Source organism: Flavobacteriales bacterium (assembly GCA_021739695.1).
Taxonomy (GTDB): domain Bacteria; phylum Bacteroidota; class Bacteroidia; order UBA10329; family UBA10329; genus UBA10329.
The window spans coordinates 1-18602 of sequence record JAIPBM010000002.1; the positions used below are offsets into that span (position 1 = coordinate 1).

Genomic DNA, 18602 nt, shown 5'->3' on the forward strand with positions numbered 1-18602 from the left:
GCTTTGCCAAGTGGAACTTGCTGCGTTATAAAAGAAGAAACAATCTATGTCTGTATCGTAAACGAGAAGTCCTTGTGCTGGAGAAAGTATGCCTAAACGCTGAATGGAATTCAATCGTGGGACCAACATTCCCTTTTCGGTAGACGACACATCCAGCACAGAACTTTGGTCGGGAGTTGTAGTTCCGATACCTACGTTATTGTCTTGGGCAAGGCTACCATAAGCATTGACCGTCAAGAATATTCCAAGTAGAATCTGCTTTTTCATGCCTAAATATTGAACTATTTTTTGGATTGTCTTCCAGTGTAGTAGAATCCTTCGGCAATGATGCACCTGAGCGATATCTCCAATCCACCTTGAAAAGTGGTTGCCTGACGAAGTTTGGACACATTCACATCATAGCTTACACCCATCCGCATGAAAAGGTACTCCACGCTTACAATCGGTGTAAGTGCATCGCCCCATCTATAAGTGAGACCCATGCTCATTGCGCCTCCTTTTATAAATCCCGTTACCCTTGCTGCATCTTTAAACAAAAAGCGATAGGATGCACCGAAAACAGCTTCAGTTGAAGGGCCTTGAAGTTGGAAAAGGAACATGGGAACGATGTAACTTCTTCCGCTTCCAACTCCCATCATGGCATCTGCATGAATCGTCCATCGCATATGAAGATGGTCGTCTTGCGACAGGTTGAATTTTTGGACAGGTCTATTCAGATGGAAAAGACCAGTTCCTGCACGTATTTGAAGATCGCGAAACGGCCCTGCACCGTCAGGCTTATTCAAATTCCAGGAAAATCCCAAGGATACATCTGGAGAAATGAACGAATTGAAAGAACTTACTTCGCCTGATCCAATTGTAGGGTCGTAATTATCTCCATCGTATTGACTGCCCCAGATGGCGTTGCTCATATCCACACCTCGGTATAGAATTCCACTTTGAATTCCAGCAGTGATGAACTGTTCCCTCGTCAGATTTAATGTGCTTGCGAGGCTGATAAGTGCAGATGTTGTGTGCAAACCGAGATCGCCCGCATCGTCCCTATAGGCCGCTAATCCCACGGCAAGACTGGCCTTCTTTTTCAATTTCTTTGGAGTGATACGATGATCATAATTCAGTCCAAAGGTTCTATAAGGCGCATCTACCGTTGCCCATTGATCTCGGTAGTTCACAATCACCCGCGCAGTCCCATCAAACACACCTGTCAAACCCGGATTTAGAAGCAGTGGCGTTTCGGTGAATTGCACAAAATGAACGTCTTGTCCACAAACGACCATCGTAACAAAAATGAGCAGATATGTGAAGAGAAATCTCATCTCAATAGTGTGACATTTCCTTTGGATACCAATTCGCCTCCAGCAGTAATGACATAGACAAACACCGCACTGTTCATAGCCTGACCTTTAAAAGTACCGTCCCAACCACGATCTATTTCGGTCGATTCGAACACACAATTTCCCCAGCGGTCGTAGATTTTCATCTCATAATCAAATGGTTCAGTTCCACGAGGTTTAAAAACATCGTTGCGACCATCCTGATTGGGAGAGAAGACATTTGGCACGAACAGATCTGTGGCCAACGCAGCTAGTGCAATTTCGGGTGTACTGAAATCCCAATCTGGCGTTTTGAAGGAAATCAACTCTGGGCCAGAACCGAGCAACGGACCGGCCAAGGTTCCAGTGTTTTCATGCCACAGATCTGATTCTAAGTGTGCCAACGTTTCAAAAAAACCATCTTCCGTTTCTTCATAAAAAACTGTTATTGCCCCTGCTGAAGAACCTTCAGTGCGCTGCATATCGTGGTAAAAAATCGGATTCACGTAGTACAATTCAGAACCCCGTTGTGTTGAATTGGGTGTCGGACCAGGAACGTATCGAACTTTAAAGGTGTTGTCACCACCATTCGGTGCAATGGTTATGGGCCTGATTTTGAAATTATTTATGGTACTACCGACAGGGAAAAAATAATCTTGTTGGCTATTGGTCTTCCTAGACAGACCTCCGCCTGCATTGGCACTCACAAAACCTTGATCGTGCAGCGCAAGAACGGTTGGAGCAGCGGTGTTTGTGTGATAGACGGTATTTGTTCCAGCAGAAAGTTCTCGATCGGTGAGGTCAAGCGTGCCACCGGTTGTGATATCTTGAAGCATGTATTTTATTCCCGTTCCAACCAACGTCAAATTATAGAAATTGAGTTGCTGTGAACCCCTTAGAAACTGGTCATCTCCATAAAGTTCAAATAGACTTTGACCAGGTTGCATTTGGCCATTATTCTCTATGTCGTTCTGCACGCGATAAATCCCAGAATTCGTTCCCCCTGCCAAAAGGCCATCGTTCAAGATACTTCCTTCAACTACCAACTCTCCAGCGTTTGACAGTTGTCCTGCGGCATTTTGCATTCCACCTTCAGCAAAGATTACCTGACAACCTGGGTTAATTCTGATGTCAGTTCCTTTATTGATCACAAACTCGGTCTGGCCACTCACAACGAATGGCAGAACGAACAGAATGATATGAAGCAGATGTTTCATCAGTTTATCCTTCTCCAAAAAATGACGGCAACGTTATCTGGTCGTGTTTCGCTAGCAGTTGTTCCAGTAGCCGCACCATTCACGCTAACATTCAATGCATGAGTATGGTCAGGCAATGTATGTTGATGATTTGGGCCGTTACTCGTAGGGCGCTGCTTGATCCAATGTCGGTGTGCATACAAATCTGTATTATGTGTATGAGAGCCGTCAGCGGTTATCGTGTGATTATGATTCATACAGTTATCACCTAAACGACCAAGGAAGTTTCCAACTGTTTCGTCTCCATTAAAGGTGCTTCCACAAGTGCTTCCGTTGTTTCCAGCTGATGACATGTTCCATGCGTCTCCATCTAAATTGTCATCATAAGGAATCCAAATATTACCTGAGTAGGGATTTGCCCCAGAAGTCGACCCACTATGATTGTGACTTCCTGCAGAAGAGCTTGCACGGCTGGTGTAGTCGGAAGCCGTTCCATTTACCCCGCCCCACCAGAATGAGCCATCAGAAATGGTATTTCCTTGACCGTCTCCATTTCCAGTTCCTGCTGAATACTGTCTCGAATCCTCAATACTCCACCAACCACCCCAATCGTGCGTATGGGCTCCAGATGCTGATGTATTCAACACTCCTGAACCGGCTGTAGAACCCGTGACAGAATGGGTGTGGTCTTGAAACGCGTCAGATTGCACCGCCCCTGTCAATGCACCAGCTGTAGAAACGTTTGCACCTCCACCTCTTGCTCGAATAAAGCTGCCGTTGGAAATGTCAACAAATACCCAAACCGTATTCGGATAGATAACGTTCGGGTCAGCAGCCTGAGACCACTGTATGTACGTAGATCCGATTGGAGGTGTATTGATATTCAACCATGCAAATCCGTTATATACCTCCATCGAACCAAGATCTGTATTCCACCGCATTGCACCTGTAGGGATTGTGCCGGTAGGTCGTTGCGCAGAAGTTCCCGCAGGCACGCCCAACGCATCTGTGGTGGCAATTTGAAATGATACCGTAGCAGTAGTCGTACCAACACCAATGTTGTTAGTATTTGGGTCGTTGTACAGATTGCTTGTCGCTTCCCATGTAGTTCCGTTATGCCTCAACGTTTGGCCAATGGTTCCTGAAGCAATTGATCCCGAAGGGCCAGTTACTCCGGTAGGACCAGCGGGGCCAGTATTTCCTTGTGAACCTGTCGGTCCAAGAAGTCCTTGTGGACCCTGAGGACCAGTAGAACCAGGCGATCCTTGAGCACCAGTTGGGCCTGCAGGACCGGTTGACCCATTCGGTCCGATCAAACCTTGTGGTCCAGTAGGGCCTACGACTCCTTGAGGACCTGCCGCTCCCTGTGGACCTGTTGCTCCGACACTTCCCGATGGCCCAATAGCTCCAGTTGATCCGGTCAAACCAATTGGACCCTGAGCGCCCACTGCTCCAGTAGAACCTTGTGGCCCTGCGGGTCCAGTGGCTCCTTGATTACCGGTTGGCCCTTGCGGTCCAATCGGACCTGTTGGACCCGGAAGTCCAGCACCCGTGGGGCCGACCGCTCCGGCAGGACCGGTTGCACCCACTGGGCCAGTTGGACCCTGAATTCCTGCGCCTGTTGGACCGGTTGCCCCAGTGAGGCCTATAGAGCCTGTCGCACCTGCTACTCCTGGGTTTCCTGTAGGGCCTTGCGGACCTGTTGGGCCAGCTAAACCAATCGGACCAGTTGCCCCTTGATTTCCAGTAACTCCCTGAGGACCTGTAGGGCCAGTCGGACCAGGTAATCCTGCTCCTGTCGGACCAATCAACCCTTGTGGGCCAGTTGCACCATCGATACCATTAGCTCCTGCGACCCCAGTCGGGCCTGTCGGGCCAGGTAATCCTGCTCCTGTCGGACCAATCAACCCCTGTGGGCCAGTTGCACCATCGATACCATTAGCTCCTGCGACTCCAGTCGGACCTATCGGTCCTGCGGCTCCTTGTGGACCAGTTGCGCCAGCAGGGCCAGCTGGTCCAATTGCGCCTGTGACACCGGGCGCACCATTCAATCCTGCAGCTCCTGCTGGACCGGCCGGTCCAGCTGGCCCAGCTGATCCAGGTGGGCCTTGCGGTCCTGTTACACCATTCACGCCTTGAGTGCCATTAACCCCGGGAGGGCCTTGTGGTCCGGTAGGTCCTGTTACTCCATCAACACCGATCGTTCCGGCAATGCCTTGCGGACCTGTAGGTCCTTGTGGACCTTGAGGGCCCATTGGACCAATTGCTTCCACCCAAACTGTTCCATCAAAATACCAGAATGACTGAGTACTTAAATCATAAACCAGCAACCCAGTTGCAGGAGAAGAAATCGCCAATTTTTCAGTGGTGGTCATTCTCGTGACCAAGAATCCCATATCGTTTGCTTGCAGCTCCAATAAGGCAGACGGGTCTGGGTTCAAAGTTCCTACACCCATGTTAGGTTGCTGTGCCTGAACTTCAGCGAGAAGAACCAAACTGAAGATGGTTGATATAACGTGTTTCAATTTCATTTTTGTTAGAATGCGCTTCCTCCACCTTGTGCTGATGCTGGGCGCTGGTCGTCAGTCATTTCAATTTTCACAAACAGTACATCCACGCTCCAATCTTCATCGCTTGGGCTTTCCAGATCTCCTTTAAACCACCATGTTCCTCCACTGGTATACATTCTCGACCTTGTAGAATGCGAATCTCCGTCATCGCCTGTTGGGTAAAACCCAGCAACCCAAGCAACATAATCCGTGGTAGAAACACCTGTATTCTTATTCGGATTATCGCAATTATTACAGTAGAATCGTCTTAGCATAAATGGTTTGGCTCCATCAACCCAAACATCTCCGCTAGATAAAACACGCATACGTTCAGTTGCCGAAGTATTGACATTCAGTGCTTGATTATCGGTTGTACCGAGGAAATTGTTGGTGGGGTTGGTTCCTCCATTTCCAGCTAACACCCAAGCTGCTTGTGTTGCGCTCAAAGTAGAAGACGGGTCTGTCACACTTAAGATGCCGTTTGCATCCATTGCAATAGCGGTGTTGAAGCTTGGAGGTCCCACCGGACCCGTGGGCCCCGCAATTCCAACAGGTCCTTGTGGTCCAGCCGAGCCGACAATCCCGACTGCTCCTTGAGGACCGGTAGCACCAATGGGACCCGCTGCACCAAGAACTCCAACAACTCCTTGTAAACCAACAGCACCGACTGGCCCCTGTGATCCGGTCGGGCCAGTAATTCCAACAACTCCAACAATACCTTGAGGGCCAGTAATTCCTAAATTTCCTTGCGGCCCTTGGGGTCCGGTGACACCAACTGGGCCAATCGGCCCTACAATATTCGAGGACAAGCCGGTAGGTCCTTGTGGTCCGATGGGTCCTGTAATCCCAACAATTCCGACTGGTCCTTGTGGACCCGTAGGACCAAATGGCTGAACCCATTGTATACCGTCAAAATACCAGAAACCAACCGTGGTCACATCAAATACAAGCAGTCCATTCGTTGGATTCGGAATCATCTGTCGCTGCGCGCTGGTCATTCTTGGAATAAGCACGCCTTTATCAACGGACGATAGTTCCAATTGAGCCGTTTGATCCGGTGTCAATGTTCCAATACCAACCCTCTGCTGCGCCATCGCTGGCATCAGCAAGAATAATAGAGCCGTTATGGAAATCAGCAGCTTCATCAAAATCCTGTTCCTCCTCCGTTTGATGACCCAGGGCGTTGGTCATCTACTATTTCCACCTTAATGAAAACGACATCTACACTCCAGTCTTCACTGTTCGCACCTTCGGTATCGCCCTTAAACCACCAAGTTCCACCATTTGCATACATTCTTGCCCGTGTACTTTCCGTATCGCTATTACTGGTTGGATAGAAACCACCGATCACCGCGATATAATCTGCTATGGACACTCCGGTATTTCGGTTCGGGTTATCGCAGCCATTGCAATAAAACCTTCGAATTTGAATGGGTTTGGCCCCATCAACCCAAACATCTCCATTGCCCAAAACACGCATTTTCTCTGTACTGTTGGTTCGGATTACCAAGGGTTGATTGTCTGTGGTTCCAATGAAATTAGTGGCTGGATTTGTGCCAGAATTTCCTGTGGTCAACCAACTTCCCGAAGTGGTGGTAAGCGTTCCACCATCGTCCGTCAGACTGTATGTTCCATCGGGATTAGAGGTAAATGAAAGATTATAGCTAGCGGAACCTGATGGTCCAACCGGGCCTTGAATCCCTTGCAGACCTGTAGGGCCAATCGGACCTTGAATTCCCTGCGGGCCAGTTGCACCAACCAACCCTTGCGGGCCGGTTGGCCCCTGCGACCCCTGTGCTCCTGTTGGCCCTTGGATTCCTTGAATTCCTGTTGGACCCTGTGGACCCTGAGACCCTTGCAATCCTTGTGGGCCGGTTGGTCCAATGGGTCCTTGAATGCCTTGAATTCCCGCTGGGCCTTGAAGGCCCTGAGGACCTGTTGGACCTGGAACAAAAGAATCAGCTCCCGGTGGTCCTACTGGACCTTGGATTCCCTGCGGACCTTGAGGACCTTGAGGGCCTGTCGGACCCGTTGGCCCCAAGGCCTCAATCCATTGCGTTCCGTCATAATACCAGAACGATTCAGTAGTGATGTCAAATATGAAAAGTCCTTGTGCAGGACTGGAAATGGCATTCTTCTGCGCAGATGTCAATCGGGGAAGCAGCACGCCTTTATCTGTGCTTTTCACCTCCAGAATAGCAGATGGATCAGGCGTTAGCGTTCCAATACCCATGTTGTCCTGCCCAAAAACGGAGCAAGAAATCATCAACCAAAAAAAGGTCAGTCGTAAAGTAAACTTCATAATCTCGGGGTTGAGAAGGCATGAAGGTAATAGAATGTCAACAGATTTCACGAAACTGATAACGCAAAATCAGGTTGATGGCTGCTTACCAATCAAGCAGCCAAGCGAAGATCAACGGAGCTACAATCGTAGCATCCGATTCAACGATGAATTTAGGTGTGTTAATATCCAATTTTCCCCAGGTGATCTTCTCGTTTGGAACGGCTCCAGAGTATGAACCGTAGCTCGTTGTGCTGTCAGAGATCTGGCAGAAATAACTCCAAAAAGGAATATCAGTCATTTCAAGATCTTGGTAAAGCATTGGTACTACACAGATTGGGAAATCGCCTGCAATTCCACCACCAATTTGGAAGAATCCAACTCCTTTCCCACTCGAATTTTGGATGTACCAATCTGAAAGCCACATCATGTATTCGATACCCGATTTGATAGTGGATGGGTTCAGCTCGCCTTTGTAGCAATAAGAAGCAAAGATGTTTCCCATCGTACTGTCTTCCCAACCTGGACAGATGATGGGTAGATTGCGTTCGGCAGCCGCCAGCATCCACGAATTCTTCGGGTCGATCTGGTAGTATTGTTCGAGGTCTCCGTTCAGAAGAATCTTGTACATGTATTCGTGCGGAAGGAATCGCTCACCCGCATCCTGCGCATCTTTCCACACTTTAAAAATGTGCTTTTGCAATCTGCGAAAAGCCTCTTCTTCTGGAATACACGTATCTGTAACTCTATTAAAGCCATTTTCTAAAAGGTCCCATTCGTCCTGCGGAGAAAGATCTCTGTAATGCGGAACGCGCTTGTAATGATCGTGCGCCACCAAGTTCATCAGGTCTTCTTCCAAATTGGCACCCGTACATGAAATGATGTCCACTTTTCCTTGGCGGATGATCTCTGCCAACGAGCGGCCCAATTCAGCTGTGCTCATCGCGCCAGCCAGTGTTATCATCATTTTTCCGCCTTCCGCCAAATGGGTTTCATAGCCTTTGGCTGCGTCCATCAATGCGGCTGCGTTGAAATGTCGGAAGTGCTCTTCTGCAAACTTGGAAATCGGTCCTTTCATAGTGGTTTCGAATTACGAATTGGGCGCGAATATCCGAAACGAAGTTCAGCGGAGCTAATTACGAATTGGGGAAAAATGAAAAAGGGTAAAACGAAAAACGTGTTAGAAACTTTCCTGATTAACATTTCAATGCGTTCCATCTTGAAACGGTAAAAGCCAACCTTTGCCTTGTGTCAACATTCACGTTCCTTTTGGTGCTTATCAGTGCGCTGCTGCATGCATCTTGGAACTTTATCGCCAAGAAGCACGCAGGCAATTACAGCATCATTTACCTCTCTTTCTTGGTCAGCTCCATCGCAACTGGACTTTTGTCTATTCCTTTTCTAGCCGATATGGAGTTAAACCCAACGCTGATCACGCTTTTGGTGACCAGCGGTGTGCTGCATGCGATCTACGGTTTCGTGCTCACTTTTACGTATAAGAATGGCGACATCAGCACACTTTATCCGATTGTGAGAGGAAGCGGAATTGCTGGTTCGGTATTGCTTTCGCTGATCATCTTACACGAATTCCTAAATGGCATTTCCGCCTTCGGTGTTCTTTTGGTGATGACAGGAATTGGCGTCCTTTCGTACAAAAGGAACCGCGCAGCCACATCGCCAAAAGGCATTTTCCTCGCTTTGGTCTGCGGAGGGTTCATCATGAGCTACACCATCATCGATAAATTACTGGTTGCTGATATTCACCCGATTCCCGTTTTGGCAGCATCGCAGATCATTTCCACTTTTCTGTTTTTTCCATACGTGCTTACGCAACACAAAACCGAAATGCGTTTGACATTGAGAACGCTGATGAAGCCCGTTCTACTCATCAGCGTTATTGCCACGAGCAGCTACTTGATCATCCTGTATGCCATGCAGATTGCAGATATCAGTCGGATTGCAGCTGTGCGCGAAGCTTCGGTGGTTTTTGGCGCTTTTGCCGGTTACATGATCCTGAAAGAGACCTTCAGCAAAACCCGATTGATCGGTGTCGTTCTTGTGATGATCGGAATTATCTTGGTCAAACTTTGAAGTTTGGAAAAACGGAATGACCTCCGCTAACTCCTTTCGAGGAGAGGAATTTGGCGTAATTTCGAACTTCCGATCAGTAAGCAATCATATCCAATGAGATACATTTTTCTTTTCTCCTTTTTCATTTTCTCGCTGAACCTAGAGGCTCAAAACTGCCGAGGACAGATCAACCCTCGGATGTTCCAAACACAATTGCAACAACTTCGCGGTTTGCCGCAGGAATCTGCCCGATTCAGGACAGCCATGCAGCAATTCGAACCGTTCTGCCTAAGCAGTGCACAGGTTTTTCAGGTATGTCAGATTTTGGGGCAAGATCCTTATCGAATCGATTTTGCCTTTAGCAGCTACCAACGAGTTATCGACCCTGAGAATTTCTATGATGTTTATGATGCCTTGCAATTGTTCAGCAGCGCTTTTCGATTACACGATCTGATCGGAGGCATTGGCATTGAGTTGGTTCCCATTCCTCAGCCCGTTCCAGAACCGCAAGCAGTGCCCATTCCGCAGCCAATTTGTGAGGTTACCCCGCAAGATATGGCCGAAATAAAAGAGCTGATCAAAGCGGCCACCTTCAAAGATTCGATGGAGAAACAGGCCAAGATGATGGTGAAATCGAAGCAATGTTTCCGTGCCGACCAGATCGTTGAATTGCTTGGTGTTTTCACTTATGATGATTCGAAACTGATGGTGGCCAAATATGCGTTCGATTATTGCATCGACACGCAGAATTACTACCGCGTGGTGAACGCGTTTACCTTCAAAAGCTATCAGGACGACCTGACTAAGTTTATTGCGGAAAGGAATTGACCGCAAAAGCTCGAGCCCTGATTCCGCCATTCTTCGTTAGTTTACATGTTCAAATTTTCAGATGGATATTCAAAAACTTCGAGCATCAAAAAACGAATTGGCTGTGCGTGTCGTGGGTGAGGAAACTGTGCTTGTTCCCTTAAAAGGAAATGTGGCCGACCTGAACGAAATGTTTACGCTGAATGAAGTGGGTTCCTTTATTTGGGAATCGCTCGACACGTGCAACACCACCGAAGAAGTGGTTGCAAGCGTAGTGGCTGAATTCGACATTGATGACGAAACCGCAACGAGCGATGTGTTGCAGTTTCTGAACAACTTAAGCGAATACCTCATCAACGACTAAATTCCTGTGGAAGTTCAGATTGCCAATTTCCTTATCCGTATCAACCCAATGGAAGGAGCCATTGTCCAATTGGATGAAGGTTACGAGCCATTTGCTGTAAACGAGCCAAATCGCTTGGCCGACCTGACCGTGAATGCCTTTCCGTATTTGAGCGAAACGCTAGAGTTGCCAGACACGCATCTTTATCGGGCGTTTATGCCAACGGGCGAACTTTGGAGTGTGGCACGTTACGCGAGCGGTTATTGTTTCCGCGTGTACGACCCAGATGAACCGGGAAAGCTTCAGCAGATCTGTACCACCGATTCTGATTTCAAGCATTGGAACGTTTACATCGCTCCAGAAAACGAAACCGGAACGGTCATCTTTCCTCTCAAATATCCGCTCGGGCCATTGTTGATGTATTACCTGACGGTGAACAGCGATTCGATCATGATCCACTGTTCTGGGACTTGCGAAAACGGAACCGGGCGCATTTTCACGGGTGTTTCCGGAAAAGGGAAAAGCACCATGGCGCGCATTTGGTTTGATGCTGGTGCCGAAGTGCTGAATGACGACCGATTGATCATCCGCAAAGAAGCTGATGGCTATTATCTGTACAACACGCCCATGTTTTATGCCGATGAACCTCGGTCGTGTAAACTGAGCGCAGCCTATATCATCCATCACGCTCCCGAAAATCAGGCGTCTGAACTAGGTGGAGCACAAGCTGTAGCGGCTTTGGCGGCCAATTGTATTCAGCATGGTTATAGCAAAACCTTGCTCGAACATCACCTCCATTTTCTAAGCGAACTGGCTGAACATATCTCAACTGTTTCTCTGGGATTTGTGCCTAACGAAACGGTCATTACCGCAATTCATGATCATGAACTCCGACACGCATAAAGCGCTCGGTTTAGAGGAAGCCAAGGAAATTGGCGATCAATTGCTCTCGTCCGGTGTGCTTGTGCGTTTTCGTCTTGATGGCGTAAGTATGTTCCCTTTTCTACGTGCTGGAGATGTGGCTCAGGTGATGAAAACTCCTTTCAACGAACTCAAACCTGGGGAAATCATTGTGTTTGAACAAGAAGGAAGGTGGTTGGCGCATCGCTTGGTCAAAATCGTTTTCACAAATAAAGTAAGGTCAATTATTGCGCAAGGAGATAGCGTTCTACGGCCTGATAAATTGATAGGTGAAGGCAACTACCTTGGAACTCTGAAAACAGTTGAACGGAACGGCCGCGTCCGATCGCTTGAATCTAGCTATTCCCGTTTTTACGCCAGTTTGATGGTTTTTCTGCGACCACTTCCGCAAGTTTTTTGCCGCATACTGGTTCGCTTGCGGTCTTATAGCAAACGCTTGGCTCGGTTACTTTTTGGCCGCAATTCTCCCAATTAGCGCCAATGCCAATTTATAGCTGAGTTGCATTGGTCGATAGATGTACCATGGCCACAACCACTGACCTTCTGGCAAACGGTAAAGCGAACGCATGAATGTTGCGTCTGGAAAAATGATTCCAAACACAACTGCAATTCGTTCGGTTGATGAATCCAAACTCGTAATCCTTCGCTGTATTGTGGTCATTCGAGCTTCATGATAAACCGCTCGATCAGCATGCCTTCCAGTATAATGGTTCACAAATCGTTGATCTGCTTCATAAAAATCAAATTGTCCAAGACTAAATTCAGCAGGCAATACTACGTGCCAATATTTCTGACAGACAAACAGAACCTGCGACACAGGCTCAGCACAATCATACTTCATACACAGATCGCCAAAATACTTCCAATCAAATTCAGGATGCTGAAGAAGGAATTCCCGTATGTCGCAAAAGCTCAACAGCTTCATATCCGGTCCGAAAAGATGCTTGTGTAAATGAAGACACAGATGCTGCGCAAGCAACTCGGGAGAAAATTGATGGATGTAAAAACCTAAGAAATCCTCCGGTTCGGTCTTAGTCCAAAGTTCAATTGAGGTAATTTTCGCGCCCTGATTTCCATCGTAAAGATGTGTGTGTAACTCAATCTGCATACCATTCTTCACCAACGTACAAGGATGGGCTTTGGCGAAGTGCTCAGCCTCGGTCTTCGAATAGCCTTGCGCCCACTTTGCATCCCAACCACGCTGCTGCATTAATTCGCAAACTCGTTGAAGATGCTCTTTCTTAATCAGCACATCAATATCGCTAAGGTGCCTCAAACTCAGGTTACGATAAACCTTCTCGCTCAGGTAAATTCCTTTGAGCGGTACTACTGGAATCTGAGCTTCATTTAGCAGATCGAGCATCTCCAAAAAAACCTGCTGCAATCGCATGTTCCGAACCAGCACCTGATTCTGAAGGTTCGAAAATTTGCTAAGAACGCCAGGTGGAACCAACGCTTTGGTTGATTCTTCTGAAAGCGTCTGAAAAAGTATGGGGGCAATGTGGCTTCCGATGGCACGCGTGACCAACAGATTCCAATCGTTTATTTCGGCACAGCAACGCGCAACTGTTTTGCGTTCGTCTTCGCTTAGTTGCAGCTTGCTGCCTAAAAAAATAAGTTGATCAACGGCCGTTATCTCCACTTCGAAATATAGCACATAAACCCTAGTTGGGCGGCCAACAGAAGTTTCAAATCGAGAATGACGGAATTTCTAAGAATTGGCCTGAATGTAATCGGCCATGGTTTTGATGGAATAGAACACGCTCTTTCCTTCTTCTGGATCCGCGATCTGAATGTTGAACTCTTTGTTCAGAAGCACAATCAGCTCCAAGGCGTCAATGGAATCCAAGCCAATTCCATCATCACCGAACAATGGATCGTTGGCATCAATATCTGCCGGAGTAAGGTCTTCCAGATTGAGGGTTTCAATGATCTGAACTTTCAACTTTTCAATCAATTCTGCTGCCATTGCTTGTTGTGTATTCTGATGCGAATTTGTTTAAATAAATCTAATCCCCCGCCTTGTTCCTCGGCACCCCAATTAAAAGTGGGAACCACTTACGCTTTTGTTCCTTGATTTTCCTGACTCAAGAATATCTTCATTTCACAGCTTGCTATCACATTTCTACCACACTGAACCGAAGCTTCTACCACTTGCATGCCCATTACTTCGTGCATTACCGTTACATTGGTTTTCAGCACCGAACCAACTGAAGGCAAGTCCTGTACAAGGAAGTTTTTTAGTGCGCCTATAAAGCCGATGGGTGGTTCTTTCATCTCTCCACCAACTTGTATTTGTTGCGAGAAATGATAACCAGACCGCAAAGCCGAAGTTTGAGCGATATTCTCCATTAATCCTGAAGGCAACAATTTTCCGTCACGAACAAAAAGATGTCCTTCTTCTACATGAAATTCGGAGATGGAGATGTTTTCCGAATGAGAGATCAAGCCATGAACGACTACGATCGGTGCTCGTTGCGGGATGAACTTCAGAACGTCTTCTCGGCCAACGAGCATGTTTTCAGCAAACAGTTAGAAGCGCGTAAGCGTAGGAGAAACGGGCACTTTCAGGCACCATAAGAAGCAATTTTTGCCCTTTCTGAAGCTTTCCAGAATTAAACAGTTGCTCAAGCATGATGTATATGGAAGCAGAACCAACGTTGCCAACCTCTACAAGATTGGTGTACCACTTATCCTCCGTTATTTCCATACCATCTGACACCAATTGATCGTAAACCTGCTTACGAAAGAAGTTTGAAGAAAGATGAGGAAGGAAATAATCTACCGATGAAACATCCAGGTTTCTGCGCTTTGCAATTTCTGTCAGGTACTTTCCGCCCAAAGGAACGATGGTGCTTCCAAGCAATTTCACATCCTGTTTCATGGCAAACACAGAATGATCCAGCCATTCTGTAGGTTCAAATTCTTTCCAAGATCTGACCGAACCATCTTCGCGTTTATCAGAAGCCGAATACATGCACGTTTCGTACTCATGTGCGTAGGATCTGCTCTCAATCCACTCTATTTTCAAGGAAATTCCATTCTCGTTCGGCTTGTCTTGCATGAGGGCTGCACCAGAACCATCTGAAAGCATCCAGCGCAGAAAATCCTTTTCAAAACCGATGAATGGATTGCTTTCCAATTCTGATTCTGAACGCGATTCTGCTTCAAAGTTCCGCGCCATCATCATTGGCGAAATGAGCTCAGAACCGGCAGATACCGCATTGCTGGTTTCCCCAGCTTTTATGCTCAGATAACCGAATTTCATGGCGTGAATTCCAGAGCAGCACGCACCAGATGGTGACATGATCTCCATTTGGCTGTTCAACAAACCATGAACCATAGCGGTGTGCGATGGAAGCGTCTGATCAGAAGCAGATGTTCCACAAGACAACAATTCAATCTCTGATTCTGGAATGCCAAGGGCACGAACCGCCTCTACCACCATTTCTGCATTGGTATGCGTCAGCGTTCCGTCTGCTTTCAGTGAATAATACCTTGATCGGATGCCATTATTACGCAGCACGATCCTGCGTGCTCGAGATGGTTTTCCACCTATCATGCCCAAATGCGACTCCATTTCATCGTTAGAAACAGGTTCGTTCGGCAAAAACTTGGCTAATGCTGTAATGTAGACTTCCTTCAACTTCGCAATCTAAATGGGGCGGCTAAAAAGCCGCGCAAAGGTATGTTTGGTGAACGTTAAATTCAAATAAGTAGATTCTCGTAAAAATGTTCACTCATTAAGCGAATTCTGTTTGTAGTAACGAATCTCGGCAGACAATTCTTTTCGCTTAATGACAGAAATCAAGAATGAAGAAATTGTTGTGATGGGAGAAAGGATGAAAGCCCCAATGGGCAACAGATAGGACAGCAGACTGACGCGGCCCATTCGAGCCCTGTCGTAAAACCCGCCTTTCTTACTCAGAAAACCGGCATACATACCAAAAAGCTTGGTGGCTCTTTTTTCAAGAATCACCAATGATGGATTAATCTCCACGGCACCAAGCGCGTTCAGTTCTTGCTGCATGTCGGATAGATCATTGCTCTTCAAGCGATTCAAAATCACCTTGCCAAATCGGCTGCTTTTTTCAATGTCATCTTGAATTATACCAGCGCGTGGAAATCCCCAGAAAGGGTCTTTCTTTCCATAAAACATCCACCTTATAATAGTAATGATGCTGACCAGGTTTTTGTTCCTATCTATGAGAACGATGTTTCCGATGAGGTCGGCTTGCAGATTCTTTAGATGTCGTTTCACCTTTTCTTGAGCCAATACCCACATGTTGCGCGACCCCAAGAGCGTGATCACCTTTTTACCATTGAATATCCGTTGCGCGGCTGGATGTTGCAGTAAACTTGAAATTGGAATGCTCGGATTGAGATACCAAACGGTGTAAGCAAGAACAACGAGGTCGTAATTCTTTGAGTCGTCCACTTCTATCGGTTTCAATTTAAACGGAGTTCCATAGACAGATTCGGGAAATGCATTAAAAAACTCCAAGCGGGTCCAAGGAAAAGGAAACGTGTGTTCCGTTTCAACTTTGACGAAATCCACTTCTGTTAATGGGTCGCTTACCAACGGAGAAAGACAATTTTTGGCAATCTCTTGCAATTGTCCGGTCTGCGAATAATAGAGTACGAGAATCTTCATTTTCTACAGCAACAATGATATTCACTTTTTATGGTTTACGGCCAAATTGGTCGCTCATCAAATTAAGCATGTCGTTTGTCGGTTAATGGAAACAGTAAAAGCAAACCACCGTTAAGAAATCCAGAACGCATCGAAACAATAGAAAAATATAAAGATCATGGAAACAGGAACAGCCACTAAACGATTGACAGCTTCAGAGCAGCGATTTGCAAACGAAATTCGCGTGATGCTACAAATGTCACTCACCGAGCTTTTGTTGGTGGAAAAAACAAGAATGCCGATTGGTATTTGAGCCTAAATCGGAAAAAGGAACTGTGTAAAAACGGCCAGAGACGATTCTCTGGCCGTTTTTTGTTCCCAAAAAATGTTGTTTGATAATTAGAATTGGCTTTGGAACATATTGGTTTTATATCTTTGGCCTACACTTAAACAAAAATCAACTCCAGTAAAATGAAAAAAACTCTACTTTCTATTTTGACTTTGGGATTTGCATTGGGCGTTAACGCTCAGATGTACAATCCATCTGCATCTGCTCTTCCAGCAGGAACAAAAGATGTTGCTTACGCAGGTCAAGTGATCAACTTCACCGTACCAGCAGTATCTACTGTTGATGGTGCAACTGTTGGCGCTGCTGTTGCTGCTGCATTTCCACAAGCTGCTGCCTTCACTGGTTTCCTTGCTGGTCAGAACTTTCCGTTGAACGTTTCTTCAACTACACTAAGCGTTTCTGGCCTTCCTGCAGGAGTAACTGCAACTTGCGATGCAACTCCATGTACTTACGTTGCTAATGCTGCTGGAAGCATCACTTTGGCTGGAACTCCAACTGCAGCAGGTATGTTCACAATTGACATCACTACACTGACTTCTGGAGAAGCTGACCTTTCACAATTTGCAGGTCAATTGGCAACTTTCGGAATTCCTTCTTCATTTGCTATTCCACAACCGATTCCAGGAGCTTTGGATGAAACTGGATACACAATGAATGTGGCTGATCCGAACGGGATTGAAGAAAACAATGAGGTTTTCTCATTAGGTCTTTACCCAAACCCAACTGATGGTCTTGCTACATTGAACATCAATTCTTCAGTTGCTGGAATGACTACTATTGAAGTTTATTCTATCACTGGTGCATTGGTTCAAACAAGCACCAAAGCAATCCGTTTGGGTGCCAACCGTTTGAATCTGGATCTTACTGGTGTTCCTGCTGGAATCTATTTGGTAAAAGCTGACATCAATGGTCACCAAGCTTTGATCAGAACTCAAAAGAAATAATCTGAACACATTCAGGTGTAAAAAGGCGGTGAAATTTCACCGCCTTTTTTATTTCCCTCAGATCAACACATCACTCGGCCACTAAGTATTATTTTTACCCACCATGTTTCTGAGATACGGTTTCATATTGCTTTTGGTGCTTGCGTCTGTTCGCTTTTCATTCGCACAGATCAATTGTCCGCCACATCTTCCACTGACGCTTTTGGGAAACACTTCTTATTGTGTTGGTTCTCCAGGTTCCGAACTGAGCATCGAACAGAGTTATGTCGGTTACGAGTGGCTTCCAACATCAGAGGTCAGTCAAAATGTGCTCCTCACTGCCGGTAGCTATCAGGTTGTGGTAACTCATTATACAGGTTGCACAGATACATTGGCATTTGTGGTTGAACAGGTTTCCAATCCACCTCAGCCTACCATAGATGTAAGTGGGCCAACCGAATTCTGCGAAGGCGGCAGCGTCACACTTTCAGTACCTGTGTGGTATCCATATTATGAATGGAGTACTGGGTCTGTGAGTGAAGAGATCACCGTATTTGAAAGCGGAACCTTTATCGTTTCCATTGAAGATTGGATCGGTTGCGTTAGTTCGTCCAACTCGGTCCAGATAATTGTGAATCCGCTTCCAGTTGCTGCGTTTTCGCCAAACTTGGAGATGTATGACATTCAATTCAACAATCTTTCACTGAATGCAACTGATTACGAGTGGAATTTTGGTGATGGCACTTTCAGTACCGATTTTGAACCAACACATTCTTACACTTCAGGCGGAACACTCCCGATGTGGTTGGTAGCAAACAACGATTGTGGCAGCGACACAGCATTTTTAAATCTTGAAAGTGTCGGTATTAATGCGGCAGTCAATCAAACGGATTTCAGCATTTACCCGAATCCGAACAACGGACAATTCTTTATTCAGATGAATTCAGATATTGGTGATGATCTTGTGCTTTCCGTTTACAACTGCGTAGGGCAAACTGTTTATACTCGGTCAATTCAAAATGCCGCTGGAATAATTACTGTCGATTCCAAGCAATTTCAATCAGGTGTTTATATGGTACAGATTGAAACCACAAAAGGTATTCACGCTGAGAGATTCATTGTCCAGAATTGATCATGGTTTGGTCAAATTGGTTCCAAATTATCTGGCATGAAGAACCTTTTACAACGACTCTTTCTAAGCTTTAGCCTTTTATTGC

Annotated in this window: 19 protein-coding genes; 7 read left to right on the forward strand and 12 right to left on the reverse strand. The window is 46.4% G+C overall.

Annotation, left to right across the window (positions count from 1 at the left end; translation table 11 throughout):
- From K9J17_01265 to K9J17_01295, 7 genes are all read right to left on the reverse strand, one after another.
- Nucleotides 1-267: hypothetical protein (locus K9J17_01265; protein MCF8275334.1), on the reverse strand; the 267-nt coding region annotated here is incomplete at its 3' end.
- 14 nt (nucleotides 268-281) lie between these two features.
- Nucleotides 282-1316 (reverse strand): PorP/SprF family type IX secretion system membrane protein, encoded by a 1035-nt coding sequence (locus K9J17_01270; GenBank protein ID MCF8275335.1) that lies wholly within the window; start codon nucleotides 1314-1316, stop codon nucleotides 282-284.
- Entirely contained in the window at nucleotides 1313-2530 is a 1218-nt protein-coding gene (locus K9J17_01275) for a gliding motility-associated C-terminal domain-containing protein (GenBank protein MCF8275336.1), read from the reverse strand. Before K9J17_01275 ends, K9J17_01270 begins: the two co-directional genes overlap by 4 nt.
- Nucleotides 2530-5034, reverse strand: coding sequence for a hypothetical protein (locus tag K9J17_01280; protein MCF8275337.1), 2505 nt, complete (start codon nucleotides 5032-5034; stop codon nucleotides 2530-2532). Before K9J17_01280 ends, K9J17_01275 begins: the two co-directional genes overlap by 1 nt.
- An 11-nt stretch (nucleotides 5035-5045) precedes the next feature.
- Nucleotides 5046-6203 carry a collagen-like protein gene (locus tag K9J17_01285; GenBank protein MCF8275338.1) on the reverse strand — a complete coding sequence of 386 codons (1158 nt, stop codon included), beginning with the start codon at nucleotides 6201-6203 and terminating at the stop codon, nucleotides 5046-5048.
- The gene (locus tag K9J17_01290) at nucleotides 6203-7360 is read right to left on the reverse strand and encodes a collagen-like protein (protein MCF8275339.1); all 1158 of its coding nucleotides are present in this window, start codon (nucleotides 7358-7360) and stop codon (nucleotides 6203-6205) included. Before K9J17_01290 ends, K9J17_01285 begins: the two co-directional genes overlap by 1 nt.
- Before the next feature lie 85 nt (nucleotides 7361-7445).
- Nucleotides 7446-8417, reverse strand: coding sequence for a deoxyhypusine synthase family protein (locus K9J17_01295; protein MCF8275340.1), 972 nt, complete (start codon nucleotides 8415-8417; stop codon nucleotides 7446-7448).
- Between the two features lie 170 nt (nucleotides 8418-8587).
- Between K9J17_01295 and K9J17_01300 the strand changes: the two genes are divergently transcribed.
- The 5 genes from K9J17_01300 to K9J17_01320 all read left to right on the forward strand — a co-directional run bounded on the left by K9J17_01300 (nucleotide 8588) and on the right by K9J17_01320 (nucleotide 11955).
- Entirely contained in the window at nucleotides 8588-9430 is an 843-nt protein-coding gene (locus tag K9J17_01300) for a DMT family transporter (protein ID MCF8275341.1), read from the forward strand.
- Nucleotides 9431-9523: 93 nt separating this feature from the next.
- On the forward strand, nucleotides 9524-10237 hold the full coding sequence (locus K9J17_01305) for a DUF4476 domain-containing protein (GenBank protein ID MCF8275342.1): 714 nt from the start codon (nucleotides 9524-9526) through the stop codon (nucleotides 10235-10237).
- Nucleotides 10238-10298: 61 nt separating this feature from the next.
- Nucleotides 10299-10580, forward strand: coding sequence for a PqqD family protein (locus K9J17_01310; protein MCF8275343.1), 282 nt, complete (start codon nucleotides 10299-10301; stop codon nucleotides 10578-10580).
- A 6-nt stretch (nucleotides 10581-10586) separates the two neighbouring features.
- The gene (locus K9J17_01315) at nucleotides 10587-11462 is read left to right on the forward strand and encodes a hypothetical protein (protein ID MCF8275344.1); all 876 of its coding nucleotides are present in this window, start codon (nucleotides 10587-10589) and stop codon (nucleotides 11460-11462) included.
- On the forward strand, nucleotides 11443-11955 hold the full coding sequence (locus tag K9J17_01320) for a hypothetical protein (GenBank protein MCF8275345.1): 513 nt from the start codon (nucleotides 11443-11445) through the stop codon (nucleotides 11953-11955). The genes K9J17_01315 and K9J17_01320 overlap by 20 nt, the downstream gene beginning before the upstream one ends.
- Here the strand turns inward: K9J17_01320 and K9J17_01325 are convergent.
- From K9J17_01325 to K9J17_01345, 5 genes are all read right to left on the reverse strand, one after another.
- Entirely contained in the window at nucleotides 11926-13137 is a 1212-nt protein-coding gene (locus K9J17_01325; GenBank protein MCF8275346.1) for a nucleotidyltransferase family protein, read from the reverse strand. The genes K9J17_01320 and K9J17_01325 overlap by 30 nt on opposite strands.
- Before the next feature lie 54 nt (nucleotides 13138-13191).
- Nucleotides 13192-13449 (reverse strand): acyl carrier protein, encoded by a 258-nt coding sequence (locus tag K9J17_01330; protein ID MCF8275347.1) that lies wholly within the window; start codon nucleotides 13447-13449, stop codon nucleotides 13192-13194.
- Between the two features lie 89 nt (nucleotides 13450-13538).
- Complete coding sequence (locus K9J17_01335; GenBank protein ID MCF8275348.1) at nucleotides 13539-13997, reverse strand: hypothetical protein; 459 nt, start codon at nucleotides 13995-13997, stop codon at nucleotides 13539-13541.
- 4 nt (nucleotides 13998-14001) lie between these two features.
- The gene (locus K9J17_01340) at nucleotides 14002-15126 is read right to left on the reverse strand and encodes a beta-ketoacyl-ACP synthase III (protein MCF8275349.1); all 1125 of its coding nucleotides are present in this window, start codon (nucleotides 15124-15126) and stop codon (nucleotides 14002-14004) included.
- A 90-nt stretch (nucleotides 15127-15216) separates the two neighbouring features.
- The gene (locus K9J17_01345) at nucleotides 15217-16134 is read right to left on the reverse strand and encodes a dialkylresorcinol condensing enzyme DarA (protein MCF8275350.1); all 918 of its coding nucleotides are present in this window, start codon (nucleotides 16132-16134) and stop codon (nucleotides 15217-15219) included.
- A gap of 450 nt (nucleotides 16135-16584) precedes the next feature.
- Between K9J17_01345 and K9J17_01350 the strand changes: the two genes are divergently transcribed.
- Entirely contained in the window at nucleotides 16585-17406 is an 822-nt protein-coding gene (locus tag K9J17_01350; protein ID MCF8275351.1) for a T9SS type A sorting domain-containing protein, read from the forward strand.
- Between the two features lie 103 nt (nucleotides 17407-17509).
- Complete coding sequence (locus K9J17_01355) at nucleotides 17510-18517, forward strand: T9SS type A sorting domain-containing protein (GenBank protein MCF8275352.1); 1008 nt, start codon at nucleotides 17510-17512, stop codon at nucleotides 18515-18517.
- Nucleotides 18518-18602: the final 85 nt, after the last annotated feature.

Bases quoted from the DNA above. Each gene is read 5' to 3' on its own strand.
- K9J17_01290 (MCF8275339.1), bottom strand. From the start codon at position 7,360: ATGAAGTTTACTTTACGACTGACCTTTTTTTGGTTGATGATTTCTTGC.
- K9J17_01355 (MCF8275352.1), top strand. From the start codon at position 17,510: ATGTTTCTGAGATACGGTTTCATATTGCTTTTGGTGCTTGCGTCTGTT.
- K9J17_01270 (MCF8275335.1), bottom strand. From the start codon at position 1,316: ATGAGATTTCTCTTCACATATCTGCTCATTTTTGTTACGATGGTCGTT.
- K9J17_01275 (MCF8275336.1), bottom strand. From the start codon at position 2,530: ATGAAACATCTGCTTCATATCATTCTGTTCGTTCTGCCATTCGTTGTG.
- K9J17_01330 (MCF8275347.1), bottom strand. From the start codon at position 13,449: ATGGCAGCAGAATTGATTGAAAAGTTGAAAGTTCAGATCATTGAAACC.
- K9J17_01285 (MCF8275338.1), bottom strand. From the start codon at position 6,203: ATGAAGCTGCTGATTTCCATAACGGCTCTATTATTCTTGCTGATGCCA.
- K9J17_01320 (MCF8275345.1), top strand. From the start codon at position 11,443: ATGAACTCCGACACGCATAAAGCGCTCGGTTTAGAGGAAGCCAAGGAA.
- K9J17_01295 (MCF8275340.1), bottom strand. From the start codon at position 8,417: ATGAAAGGACCGATTTCCAAGTTTGCAGAAGAGCACTTCCGACATTTC.
- K9J17_01345 (MCF8275350.1), bottom strand. From the start codon at position 16,134: ATGAAGATTCTCGTACTCTATTATTCGCAGACCGGACAATTGCAAGAG.
- K9J17_01350 (MCF8275351.1), top strand. From the start codon at position 16,585: ATGAAAAAAACTCTACTTTCTATTTTGACTTTGGGATTTGCATTGGGC.
- K9J17_01310 (MCF8275343.1), top strand. From the start codon at position 10,299: ATGGATATTCAAAAACTTCGAGCATCAAAAAACGAATTGGCTGTGCGT.
- K9J17_01335 (MCF8275348.1), bottom strand. From the start codon at position 13,997: ATGCTCGTTGGCCGAGAAGACGTTCTGAAGTTCATCCCGCAACGAGCA.
- K9J17_01305 (MCF8275342.1), top strand. From the start codon at position 9,524: ATGAGATACATTTTTCTTTTCTCCTTTTTCATTTTCTCGCTGAACCTA.